This window comes from Massilia sp. KIM (genome assembly GCF_002007115.1).
GTDB lineage: Bacteria > Pseudomonadota > Gammaproteobacteria > Burkholderiales > Burkholderiaceae_D > Telluria.
The window spans coordinates 65,491-77,660 of record NZ_MVAD01000004.1 but is presented as its reverse complement, the minus strand read 5'-3'; the positions used below and the strand labels follow the sequence as shown (position 1 = coordinate 77,660).

Genomic DNA, 12,170 nt, shown 5'->3' with positions numbered 1-12,170 from the left:
TCAGAAGTCCCAGATCACCGGGACGTAGCGGAAGGCGTCGCCGTCGGCGGCGACCCGGCCCACCGAGGGGAAGGGCAGGTGGGTGGCGACCAGGAAGCCGCCGTTGGCCGCCATTTCGCGGAACAGGTCGATGCGCACGCGCGCCGCTTCCACCGGATCGTGCTCGAAGCCGTTGTGCCATTCCGGGTTGTCGAAGGCGACCGGGAACATGGCGTCGCCGGCGAAGGTCAGGCGCTCGCCTTCCGATTCCAGGTCGACCACGCAGTGGCCCGGGGTGTGGCCGCCGGTCAGGCGCGCGCTCACGCCGGGCGCCACCTCCACCTTGTCCTTGAAGACCTGCAGCTTGTCGCGATAGGCCTTGATGAAGGCGGCCGCGGTCGAGCGCAGCACGTCGGGCACCGGCTGGGGCATGACGGTCTGGCTGAAATCCGGCAGGTCCCAGAACTTCACTTCGGTCTCGGTGACGTGGATGCGCACGTCCGGACGCAGGCGCTCCTTGACGCCTTCGACCAGCAGGCCGCCCACGTGGTCCATGTGCATGTGGGTGATGATCACGTCGGTGACCTTGGCCAGGTCGATGCCGGCCGCCTCCAGGCGGGCCGGGAACTGGCCGGCGCGCGGGAAGCCGGCGAACTGGTTGCCGAGGCCGGCGTCGATCAGGATGATGCGTTCACCGCTGCGCACGACCATCACGTTCAGCGGCCAGTCGAAGCCTTCGTGCGGCAGGAAGTTGTTGTCCAGCCAGGTCGCCAGCTCGGCCGGGTCGACGTTGGTCGCCATGGTGGTCGCAGGCAGGGGCAGCACGCCGTCGCTGATCACGAGCACGTCGAGTTCGCCGATCTGCAGGGCGTAACGGGACGGGACCAGTTCCTCGCGGTGCTGGTTGGCGGGACGGACGGTATCGTCGAGATGAAACATGGGATTCTCCTCAGAAGTCGGCCCGGCGCGAAACTGGCGCCGGGCGGGGATCACGGCGGGATCACCGGATGACTTCATGGTAGAGACGGGCCCGGTTGTGCGGTAGGCATGCGGACGGGCTCACACTGGTGCGCGTTTTGCACCAAATGGCACCGATGGGGTAGGGGATGGAACTTGAGGAATAGAACTGGCGTATAGGAGGAACACCCAGTTCCGCAGTTGGTCCCGGTGCGCCGTGAGTTTGCCCCAGGCGCGCTAAGGTAGCACCACCACGTCCTTAGTTAGCCGAAAAACCGTCGTTCCGGCGAAGGCCGGAACCTAAGTTTATTTGCACGGCCGCGCACGCAAACTTGGGTTCCGGCCTGCGCCGGAACGACGGTCTTAGGGCTAACTCAAGGAATAACTGGCGGAATTTCGACCGGACGCGGAAAAAGAAAAAGGGTCCGACGAATCGGACCCTTTCTCTTTGATGCTGGCGGAGCGGACGGGGCTCGAACCCGCGACCCCCGGCGTGACAGGCCGGTATTCTAACCAACTGAACTACCGCTCCGTTTTACTCTGATCATTACTTCGATCAACCATCTGATGCTGGTGGGCGCTGAGAGGGTCGAACTCCCGACCTAATCCTTGTAAGGGATCCGCTCTACCAACTGAGCTAAGCGCCCGCTCTCTCTTTCAGAGGTTTCTGTCTGACGCTTGTCATCGCGTCCGAAGAGGCCCGAATTATAGAGGCTCCTTTTCGGGGTGCGCAAGAGTTTTTCGAAAAAAATTAGAAAAACGCTTAGCCGGATCCGTCATCCCCCCTCGGAAAGAGTGTTGTAAGGAGACCTAAGCTACAGATATTTACTTGCCGCGGGTCACGCCGATGGCGGACAATACCGCCTTTGCCAAGTGGGCAAGCTTAAGACATCGCCAAGATGCAATGCCCGAAGGGCGGGAGCATACCCGCCGGGCGCTGCCACAGCAGCGGCGCCAAGAAGAAGAGAAACGGGGACATCGGTTCTTTTTTCACCATCGTTAGGAAACATCCATGATCAAGATGTCCAAGATGCACAAGCGCGTCATCGCCGCGCATGGCGCCGTGCTGGCGCTGTCGGCCTTGCCGCTGGCCGAGGCCGTGGCGCAGAGCGCCGCTCCTGAACTGCAGACCGTCACGGTCACGGCCCAGCGCCGTACCGAGAACATCCGGGAAGTCCCGGTGTCGGTCACCGCGCTCAAGGGCGAAAAGCTCGACGTGCTGATCTCGGGCGGCCAGGACATTCGCCTGCTGGCCGGCAAGGTGCCGAGCCTGAACGTCGAATCGTCCAATGGCCGCACCTTCCCGCGCTTCTACATCCGCGGCTACGGCAACACCGACTTCAACACCTTCGCTTCGCAGCCGGTCTCGCTGGTGTACGACGACGTGGTGCAGGAGAACCCGATCCTGAAGGGCTACCCGATCTTCGACGTGGCCAGCGTCGAAGTGCTGCGCGGTCCGCAGGGCACCCTGTTCGGCCGCAACACCCCGGCCGGCGTGGTGAAATTTGAATCCGAGAAGCCCAAGCTGGGCAAGACCGAAGGCTACTACAACCTGTCGGCCGCCACCCACAACACCGTGAACGCCGACGGCGCCGTCAACGTGCCGCTGTCGGACAAGTGGGCGATGCGCGTGTCGGTCCTGGGCCAGCACCGCGACGACTACGTCAAGAACTACAGCGACACCGCCAAGACCCGTCTGCGTAACGAACTCGACGGCTACAACGAGCACGCCGAGCGCGTCCAGTTCCTGTACAACCCGGGCGGCAGCTTCAACGCCCTGATCAACGTGCACCAGCGCCAGACCCAGGGCAGCGCGCGCCTGTTCCGCGCCAACCTGATCAAGAAGGGCAGCAACACCTTCGCCGACGGCACCGACCTCGATTCGATCGTCACCAACGCCCAGAACTTCCAGCGCCTCAAGACCAATGGCGCCAACCTGCGCCTGAGCTGGGACCTGGGCGCGGTCAAGCTGTTCTCGATCACCGGCTTCGAGCACGTGAGCGACTACTATAGCCGCGGCGACATCGACGCCGGCACTCCGGCCGGCCCGGGCTTCATCCCCTTCCAGGTCGAAACCGGCGGCTTCCTCTCCGACCTCGACCAGTACACCCAGGAATTCCGCGTCGAATCGAAGAGCACCGGCCCGTTCAACTGGCAGGCAGGCGTGTACTACTTCAACGAAGACGCCACCGGCGGCCAGGACAACTTCAACAGCGACAGCGGCGCCCGCACCTCGCGCCTGATCTCGAACCAGGAGAACAAGGCCTGGGCGGCCTTCGCCTCGGCCACCTACGTGATCAACCCGGCCTGGACCGTCCGTGGCGGCATCCGCTACACCAAGGACGAGAAGGACTTCCGCACCGTGTTCTCGGAGAACGTGGTCCAGATCGGCCCGGGTTCGGTGTCGACCAGCCAGGACAAGGTCAACTGGGACCTGTCGGCCACCTACAAGCTGACCGAGAACGTCAACCTGTACGGCCGCGCAGCGACCGGCTTCCGCGCCCCGAGCGTGGCCGCCGCTTCGGCATCGGTGCCGATCACCGTGGCCGATTCCGAGACCATCAAGTCGTATGAGCTGGGCGTGAAGGCCGACCTGTTCGACCGCCGCGCACGCACCTCGTTCTCGATCTACGACTACACCGTCGAAGACCAGCAGCTGACCGTGGTGGGCGGCAACTCGAACGTCAACCGCCTGATCAACGCCGACAAGACCAAGGGCAAGGGCGCCGAATTCGACTTCGAAGCGGCGGTGAGCTCGGCCCTGCGTGTCTCGGCCGGCGCCAGCTACAACTACACCCAGATCCGCGACGGCAGCCTGTCGGTCAACAAGTGCGCCCAGTGCACCGTGACCGATCCGCTGAACGCCGCCGGCCGCGTCGTCATCAACGGCAACCCGCTGCCGCAGGCGCCGCGCTGGACCATCAACGCGACCGCCCGCTACGGCGTGCCTTTCCGCGATGGCGAGCTGTACGTGTTCACCGACTGGTCCTACCGCACCAAGATCAACTTCTTCCTGTACGAGGCCACCGAGTTCACCGGCGCGCCCCTGACCGAAGGCGGCCTGCGCGTGGGCTATATCTTCGGCAACGGCAAGTACGAGATCGCCGGTTTCGGCCGCAACATCCTCGACCAGCGCCGCATCACCGGCGCGATCGACTTCAACAACCTGACCGGCTTCACCAACGAGCCGCGCCAGTGGGGTGTCCAGTTCAAGGGCAATTTCTGATTTCCTGAACCATCCCTCGAAGTAAGCCCTCGTTCCCGCGCAAGCGGGGACCTGGGCTTGTGAAGTCACCGTCGTTCCGCGCAAGCGGGGATACGAGCTGGTGAAATCACCGTCGTCCCCGCGCAGGCGGGGACCCAAGTTTGCTGGCACTGCGACAGCGCTGACAGCACTTGGGTCCCCGCCTGCGCGGGGACGACGTCGTTTACGGTCGCGTGCTGTTTACCTTGATCGGGTACGGTACTGTTTGCCTCTTTCCCGTGCCGTTTACCTCGGTTCCGTGCCGGTCACCACGGTCCCTTGCCGATTACCACGCTCCCCCGCCCATTACCACGCTCCCCCGCCCATTGCCACGCTCCCCCGCCCATTACCACGCTCCCGTGCCGCGCATCTCATTTGCGTCACAAACAGAGGGAAGACCATTGTTTGCGCCTGATGACAACCAATAGTGTCATCTAAATATTGTCCGACTTTTAAGATCAGGCGGCATGTGACGTGCAAGATATGCACAAACGTTGCATCAAAAATTTTGTGTCTTTTACGTTTTTCCGAAGAAACCATGTTTTTGATTTTGGTGACGTTTCCGGTGTTGTGAATACGCCGAATTCGCCTCGTTTTCCGCTGCGCGCACTCTTCCTTTCACGATACGCTGGGTTCGCCGCATTCAGACGGCACCGGCTTTGACCGGTTACATCAACTACACAGGCGAGCAATCGCTTGACGGAAAACATAAGGAAGAACCATGAAGCAATCGCATTCGTTTCATCCGGCAATGTTGAAGATGTGTGCAGCAGTCTCGCTGGCCCTCGCCTCGGTCTCGGCCGTGGCGGGTGTCGGCAATGGAAATGGCAACGGCAACGGCGCCCAGGCTTCGGCCAAGGCCGTGGGGCTGATGGAAACCGACCGCATCATCGTCAAGTACAAGGATGCGGTCCCGGCCGCCAAGGGCGGCCTGGCGCGCGCCGCGGCCGTCAGCGGCGACCGTAAGGCCAAGCTGGACCGCGCCGGCCAGCAGTTCGGCATGACCGTGCGCGAGAGCCACGTCATCTCGACCGGCGCCCAGATCTTCAAGCTCAATGGCAAGCGCCGCCTCGAAGACGTGCGCGCGCTGGCCGCCGAGATGATGGCGCGCGACCCCTCGATCGAATACGCCGAGCCGGACCGCATCATGACCCACATGGCGACCGCCAACGACCCGATGTACAGCCAGCAGTGGCACTACACGGATTCGGTGGGCGGCCTGCGCCTGCCCACCGCCTGGGACAAGTCGACCGGCAGCGGCGTGGTGGTGGCGGTGATCGACACCGGCTACCGTCCGCACACCGACCTGAGCGGCCAGCTGCTGCAGGGCTATGACTTCATCACCGATACCTTCATCGCCAACGACGGCAACGGCCGCGACAGCGACGCCAGCGACCCGGGCGACGCCATCGCCGTGGGCGAATGCGGCGGCGGCCAGCCGACCCGCGCCCAGAACTCGAGCTGGCACGGCACCCACGTGGCCGGCACCGTTGCAGCGCGCACCAACAACAGCGTCGGCGTCGCCGGCGTGGCCTACAACGCCAAGATCGTGCCGGTGCGCGTGCTCGGCAAGTGCGGCGGCTACACCTCCGACATCGCCGACGCGATCACCTGGTCCTCGGGCGGCAGCGTGAGCGGCGTGCCGGCCAACGCCAACAAGGCGCGCGTGCTCAACCTGTCGCTGGGCGGCACCGGCGCCTGCGACGCGACCACCCAGAACGCGATCAACGGCGCCCGCTCGCGCGGCGCGGTGGTGGTGGTGGCGGCCGGTAACGACGCCATGAACGTCAGCAACGCCAGCCCGGCCAACTGCTCGGGCGTGGTGGCCGTGGCCGCCACCGGCAAGACCGGCGGCCGCGCTTCGTACTCGAACTACGGCACCCTGATTGACGTGGCCGCGCCCGGCGGCGACGGCAGCTACAGCGTGATCTCGACCCTGAACTCGGGCACCAACGCGCCGGCTTCGGACAACTACGCCGGCTACCAGGGCACCTCGATGGCCACCCCGCACGTGGCCGGCGTGGCCGCGCTGATGCTGTCGGTGAAGTCGACCCTGACCCCGGACCAGATCGAATCGAGCCTCAAGTCGACCGCGCGCGCCTTCCCGGCGAGCTGCTCGGGCTGCGGCACCGGCATCGTGGACGCCACGGCCGCCGTCAACGCGGCGATCGGCGGCGGCACCACCCCGACCGGCCCGACCGTGAACGAGACCGAGTCGAACAACACGCTGGGAACCGCCAACCTGGTGAGCACCAGCGGCACCACCGTGAACGGCTATTTCGGCAGCAGCACCGACACCGACTACTTCCGTGTCGACCTGCCCGCCGGGAAGACCCTGAGCGCGGTGATGACGCCAAACGCCAGCTCGGACTACGACCTGTACGTGTACAACAGCGCCGGCACCCTGCTGGCGAGCAGCGAGAACGGCACCGGCGCGGTCGACAGCACCAGCTCGGCCAACACCGGCACCGCGGCCTCGACCCGTTACGTGCGCGTCGTGTACTACAGCGGCGGCACCGGGGCGACCAGCGGCAAGTACACCCTGAAGCTGAGCTGGTAAGTCCCTTCACGGCGCCGCCAGGCGCATGGTGATGAAAAAAAGCGCGGCCCCGGCCGCGCTTTTTTTATATCGGATAAGGATGCACGATCCCGCGCCGCCCCGGCGTGATCAGCCCGCGCTGGGCCGCCACCACCACCGCATGGGTGCGCGCGGTCGCATCCAGGCGCGCCATCAGGCCCTTGACGTGGGTCTTCACCGTGCCTACCCCTATCCCCAGCCGGCGCGCGATCTGCTTGTTGCAGCAGCCTTCGCCCAGCAGTTGCAGGACGTCGATCTGGCGCGCAGTCAGGCTGGTGCGGCGCGCGCTGTCGGCCACCTTGGCCGCGATCGGCGCGCTCAGGTAGCGCTGGCCATGCAGCAGCACGCGCACGGCGCGCGCCAGCTCGTCGGCGTCGCAGTCCTGCAGCAGGTAGCCGTGCACGCCGTTCGCGAGGGCCACCTGGACGTCCCACTCCTTGTCGAGCGAGGTGACCACCAGCACGAAGGCGTCTCCATGGACTGCCTGGCGCGCCAGCGCGATGCCCGTGGCGTGGTCGCACACCAATACGCGGGCGCTGCGGCGCCCCTGGGGCGTCTTGGCGTCGAGCGTGACCGTCCAGTCGTCCCGGCCGGCAAGGAAGGCATGCAGGCCTGCGCTCACGAGCGGTTCGGCGTGCATGATATGAACGTGATGCGAAAGCTGTTGCATGATCGTGTCCTCGATGGCCTTGCGGCCGTTCAGACCAGGGCTACGGTGCCTGCGGCGCCCTGGCGTGTCATCTTGGTATAGGGGCACAGGCGTTCGGCGTTGCGCACCAGGCCTTCCGCCACCCGCCTTTCGACTCCCGGCAGGCTGATGCGGACGTCCGCCGTCAGCATGTACAGGCCGTCCACCGGATCGCGGCCGAAGGCCACCCGCACGTCGACGCGCGCCTGCTCGACGCTCAGGCCGGCGCGCTCGGCGAGCAGGTTGAGCGCGCCGTGGAAGCAGGCCCCGTAGGCGGCGGCGAACAGCTGTTCGGGATTGGGGCCGGTGCCCGGACCGCCCAGCGCGTCCGGCAGGCGCAGCGCCAGCTCCAGTTGCCCGTCATCCGAGCGCGCCACGCCCGACGCGCGACCGTGGCCGGTTTCTCCCCCCGTCACCGCCACCGTGGTCGTGTACAAGGGCAGGAATTCCTCGCCCCGATAGCGCTCCAGCAGCTGGAGCGGCGGCGCCTTGAGGGGGGCCATCGTCTCAGTTCCCGGCGCCCTGGCGCGCCAGCCACGCGTCCAGCCCGATCTTGCCGAGGCGCGCCTGGCCATGCGGCACCAGCTGATCGTCGTCCAGCCTGGCGCCGAAATAGCGCGCATCGTCGTCGGTCACCACCGGACGTTCGTCGCCGGTGGCGCGCAGGTAGCGGCCGATCATCTCGCCCATGCTCTGGCGCTCCGGGCCGGCGATCTCGACCACGCCATTGACCGGCGCCGCGAGGGCCGCGTCGGCCATCGCCTCGGCCACGTCGTCGGCGGCGATCGGCTGCAGCGAGGCCGGCGGCATGCGCACGGTGCCGCCCTCGGTGCCCGAATGCGCGATCCCGCCCAGGAATTCCATGAACTGGGTGGCGCGCACGATGGTGTAGGGGATGCCGGCTTCGCGGATCAGCTTTTCCTGCAGCAGCTTGCCGCGGAAGTAGCCGCTTTCTTCCAGCTTGTCGGTGCCGACCACCGACAGCGCGACGTGGTGCCTGACGCCGGCGCGCGCTTCCGCCGCCAGCAGGTTGCGGCCGGAGGCGTCGAAGAAGTCGAGCACGGCCTGGGTCTCGAAGGAGGGCGAATTGGCCACGTCGACCACCACGTCGGCGCCGCGCAGGGCGCCGTCCAGGCCCTCGCCGGTGACCGTGTTCACGCCCGTGCCGGGCGAGGCGGACTGCACCGCGTGGCCGCGAGCGCGCAGGATGGCGCACAGCTTGCTGCCGATGAGGCCGGAGCCTCCGATGACGACGATTTTCATGATCTTCTTCCCTGTGGAGTGATGAGGTGTTGCCGGCGCCCGGGTGCGTCCAGGGCGCCGTTTGCGACGCGATCGCAATGCATTCAGTGTAGGCAGGAAGGGGCGAAGCCGGTAGACCCGTGGCAGTCCCCACTTTGTTGTCCGCCGCGCACCAATGCGAGCGGACCGCCGCGCGGGCTCAGGCGCAGTCGAGCGCGGCGTCGAGTTCGGGATCGAAGCCGGGTACGCAGTGCAGCTTGAGCGCCCGCACCGCCGCGATCATGTAGTCGACGAAGACCCGGACCCGCGCCGGCAGGTGGCGCCGGCTCTGGTAGCAGATGTAGTGGCCGCGTTCGTCCGGGGCGTAGGGCGTCAGGCAGGCCCGCAGCCGGCCACTGCGCAGGTGCTCATCCGCCTGGTAACCGGGAAGCTGGGCCAGGCCTTCTCCCTGGAGTACCGCTTCCAGCACCAGCTCGGCGTCATTGAAGCTCAGGCCGCACTTGGGCAACAGGTTCCTGGCCTGGCCATCCACCTTGAATTCCCAGTCGCGCATGCGATTGGGCGAGAGCCGGAAGTTGATGCAGCGGTGTTCCTCGAGATCCTCGATCCGTTGAGGCGCGCCCTGGCGCGCGAAGTAGGCCGGACTGCCGCACACCAGCATCTGCATCGGGATCAGCTGGCGCGCGATGGCCTGGCTGTCGTCCAGGCGCCCGTTGCGGAAGGCGACGTCGATGCGGTCGGCGATGAAGTCGGGCGCGCCGTCGTCGAGCAGGAAGTCGATCGCCACGTCGGGATACTGTTCGCGAAAGCCGCGCAGCAGGGGCGCCACCACCTTCCTCCCGAAGCCGACCGGTGCGCTCACGCGCAACTGGCCGCGCGGCGGGCCGGCGCGCAGGTCCTGCATTTCCTCGATCGCCTGCAGCATGCGTTCGACGCCGGGCCGGCAGTTCTCGTAGAACAGCGCGCCTTCGCTGGTGAGCGAAGTGCTGCGCGTGGTGCGCAGGAACAAACGGGTGTCGAGCTGGTCTTCCAGCTTTTGCACGCTGCGGCTGACGGCCGAGCGTCCGATTCCGAGCCGCTCGGCGGCGCGCGCGAAACTGCCCTCGTGGGCCACCGCGATGAAGGCCAGCACGCCGGCATAGGTGGCGGCGTAGCTGGATGCCAGGGCGTCGCCGCGCTCGCGCGCGGGTGGCCCTGTCCGTTGGGCGTTGGCGCGGATGACCGCGTGGAGCACCGTGGCTTCCATCTGCTTGCTCTCTCCCTGGATCGCCGCCCACGGCGGCTCGACAAGATCATGGTAATGAGCGGAAAGCGGCGCGGCAATGACAAAAAAACCCGCATTCATGCCAGCAGCCGCCGATTGGTGCCTGATGTGCACCAGTGTGCGGCCTGGCGCGGATCTACCGCGAACCGGGTCCGCTTTCTACACTGGCCTCGTCTTGCGATACACGCAGACGGCGCTCCGGACCGAACCGGGGGCGGGCCGCTGCCCGACACAGGAGAACACGATGACCCAACGTATCAATTACATGGAGCAGTCGCCCGAGCTGTTCAAGAAGTTCCTTGAGTTCAACAACACCGTGAAACAGGCCAGCAGCATCGAAGAAAGCCTGCGCGAACTGGTGGCCCTGCGCGCCTCGCAGATCAATGGCTGCGGCTTCTGCGTCGACATGCACGTCAAGGTCGCGCGCATGCACGGCGAACGCGAGCTGCGCCTGCACCACGTGGCGATCTGGCGCGAATCGACCCTGTTCGCGCCGCGCGAGCGCGCCGCCCTGGCCTGGACCGAGGCCCTGACCACGCTCGCCCCGCTGGGCGTGCCGGCCGAGCTGTACGACCGCGTGCGCGGGCAGCTGTCCGAGAAGGAGCTCTCCGACCTCACCTTCGAGATCATGGCGATCAATGCCTGGAACCGCGTCAACGTGGCCTTCACCATGGTGCCGGGCTCCTACGACGCGGCTTTCGGCCTGAACAAGGCAGGCCTGGCGTAAGCCGGCGGCCCGCGCATCCGCGCGGGTTTTTCCATACAGGAGAGACATCATGTCATTCATCGGCAGCTTCAGCACTATCCTGGCCCTGATGGCCGGCCTCTTGCTCGGCCCCTTCAGCCAGAGCGCGCGAGCGGCGGAGCCGGTCACCGTCAAGTCCCTGATGACCAAGGCCCTGGCCGAGCATCCCGGCAAGGAAGTCCTGATCATCACCGTCGACTATGCGCCCGGCGCGGCCGACCCGGTGCACCGCCACGACGCCCACGGCTTCATCTACGTGCTGGAAGGCGAGATCGTCATGGGCGTGAAGGGCGGCAAGGAGCAGTTGCTCAAGGCCGGGCAGACCTTCTACGAAGGCCCGCACGACCTGCACACCGTGGGCCGCAACGCGAGCAAGACCAAGCCGGCGAAGTTCCTGGTCTTCCTGGTCAAGGAAACCGGCAAGGACTTCTTCATCCCCGTGCAGGACAAGAAGTAGGCCCTGCTTCAGGCGTGCTGGCGGCGATAGGCGCTGGGCGACAGTCCGAGGTGGCGCAGGAAGCTGGCGCGCATGCGCTCGGCGTCGCCGAAACCGCAATCCTCGGCGATCTGCTCGAGCTTGCGGTCGGACTGCTGCAGCAGGCGGCGCGCGGCCTCCAGCCGGAACTGCTCGACCGCCTTGGCCGGTGTGAGGCCGGTCTTCTGCCGATAGACGCGCGCGAAGTTGCGCGGGCTCATGAAGACCTGGCGCGCCAGCACGGACACGCTCAGTTCGGTGTCGGCGAGGTTGGCGGCGATCCAGCGGTGCAGGCCGTCGAACTGGACCCCGTCGCCGGCCTGCAGCGCCAGCTGGCTGCTGTGCTGCGACTCGCCGCCGGCGCGCCGCACGTGCACCGCCAGCTCGCGCGCCACCGCCATCGCGAGCTCGCTCCCGTGATCGGTTTCGACCATGGCCAGGGCCATGTCGATGCCGGTGGTGACCCCGGCCGAGGTCCAGACCGGGTCGTCGCGCACGTAGACCGCTTCTGGCAGCACCTCCACCCGCGGGTGGAGGGCGGCCAGTCGCTCGCACAGCGCCCAGTGGGTGGTGGCGCGGCGGCCGTCCAGCAGGCCGGCCGCGGCCAGCACGAAGGAGCCGGTGCAGACCGAAGCGATGCGGCGCGCCTCGGTCCCGCGCAGCCAGTCGATCAGCGGTCCCAGGTCCTGCATGACCTTGTCGATCACGGCGCTGCCCGGCACCAGCACCGTGTCCGCCACGGTGTCCGGCGCGCCCAGGCGCTCCGTGGCCAGCATCGGGCCCTCGGCGGTGCCGACGCTGGCGCCGTCGATGCTGGCGGTGCTCAGCGCATAGCCCGGCAATCCGCGCTGCTCGAGGTGGCGCGAGGCGCACCAGAAGGTGGTCTGGGCGCCGGCCAGGTCGAGCAGGCAGACGCCTTCGTAGACGGCGAACACGATGCGGTGCGGCGCAAGCGCCGCTGCGGTTGCGGGGACAGCACTCATGATGGTCGGGAATGG

At 66.6% G+C, this 12,170-nt stretch carries 10 protein-coding genes and 2 tRNA genes; 4 read left to right on the top strand and 8 right to left on the bottom strand.

Going from position 1 to position 12,170, the window contains the following annotated elements; genetic code table 11:
* The 3 genes from B0920_RS22915 to B0920_RS22905 all read right to left on the bottom strand — a co-directional run bounded on the left by B0920_RS22915 (position 1) and on the right by B0920_RS22905 (position 1,583).
* Complete coding sequence (locus tag B0920_RS22915; protein WP_078035007.1) at positions 1 to 918, bottom strand: MBL fold metallo-hydrolase; 918 nt, start codon at positions 916 to 918, stop codon at positions 1 to 3.
* A gap of 473 nt (positions 919 to 1,391) precedes the next feature.
* A tRNA-Asp gene (locus B0920_RS22910) sits at positions 1,392 to 1,468 on the bottom strand.
* Positions 1,469 to 1,507: 39 nt separating this feature from the next.
* Positions 1,508 to 1,583 (bottom strand) — tRNA-Val (locus B0920_RS22905).
* Positions 1,584 to 1,948: 365 nt separating this feature from the next.
* Here B0920_RS22905 and B0920_RS22900 point away from each other — a divergent pair.
* On the top strand, positions 1,949 to 4,162 hold the full coding sequence (locus B0920_RS22900; protein ID WP_078035006.1) for a TonB-dependent receptor: 2,214 nt from the start codon (positions 1,949 to 1,951) through the stop codon (positions 4,160 to 4,162).
* A 778-nt stretch (positions 4,163 to 4,940) separates the two neighbouring features.
* Positions 4,941 to 6,740, top strand: coding sequence for a S8 family serine peptidase (locus B0920_RS22895; RefSeq protein WP_229455910.1), 1,800 nt, complete (start codon positions 4,941 to 4,943; stop codon positions 6,738 to 6,740).
* 64 nt (positions 6,741 to 6,804) lie between these two features.
* Here B0920_RS22895 and B0920_RS22890 read toward each other — a convergent pair whose 3' ends face one another.
* The 4 genes from B0920_RS22890 to B0920_RS22875 all read right to left on the bottom strand — a co-directional run bounded on the left by B0920_RS22890 (position 6,805) and on the right by B0920_RS22875 (position 9,934).
* A complete protein-coding gene (locus tag B0920_RS22890; protein WP_078035004.1) occupies positions 6,805 to 7,428 on the bottom strand; it encodes a response regulator transcription factor in 624 nt (207 codons plus the stop codon).
* Positions 7,429 to 7,457: 29 nt separating this feature from the next.
* The gene (locus B0920_RS22885) at positions 7,458 to 7,949 is read right to left on the bottom strand and encodes an Ohr family peroxiredoxin (RefSeq protein WP_078035003.1); all 492 of its coding nucleotides are present in this window, start codon (positions 7,947 to 7,949) and stop codon (positions 7,458 to 7,460) included.
* A gap of 4 nt (positions 7,950 to 7,953) precedes the next feature.
* The gene (locus B0920_RS22880; protein ID WP_078035002.1) at positions 7,954 to 8,709 is read right to left on the bottom strand and encodes an SDR family oxidoreductase; all 756 of its coding nucleotides are present in this window, start codon (positions 8,707 to 8,709) and stop codon (positions 7,954 to 7,956) included.
* 178 nt (positions 8,710 to 8,887) lie between these two features.
* Positions 8,888 to 9,934, bottom strand: coding sequence for a LysR family transcriptional regulator (locus B0920_RS22875; protein WP_078035001.1), 1,047 nt, complete (start codon positions 9,932 to 9,934; stop codon positions 8,888 to 8,890).
* 262 nt (positions 9,935 to 10,196) lie between these two features.
* Here B0920_RS22875 and B0920_RS22870 point away from each other — a divergent pair, with 262 nt between their 5' ends.
* A complete protein-coding gene (locus B0920_RS22870) occupies positions 10,197 to 10,679 on the top strand; it encodes a carboxymuconolactone decarboxylase family protein (protein ID WP_078035000.1) in 483 nt (160 codons plus the stop codon).
* 49 nt (positions 10,680 to 10,728) lie between these two features.
* Positions 10,729 to 11,154: a cupin domain-containing protein gene (locus B0920_RS22865; protein WP_078034999.1), complete on the top strand. Its 426-nt coding sequence runs from the start codon at positions 10,729 to 10,731 to the stop codon at positions 11,152 to 11,154.
* A gap of 8 nt (positions 11,155 to 11,162) precedes the next feature.
* Here B0920_RS22865 and B0920_RS22860 read toward each other — a convergent pair whose 3' ends face one another.
* Entirely contained in the window at positions 11,163 to 12,155 is a 993-nt protein-coding gene (locus B0920_RS22860; protein ID WP_078034998.1) for a GlxA family transcriptional regulator, read from the bottom strand.
* Positions 12,156 to 12,170 lie beyond the last annotated feature (15 nt).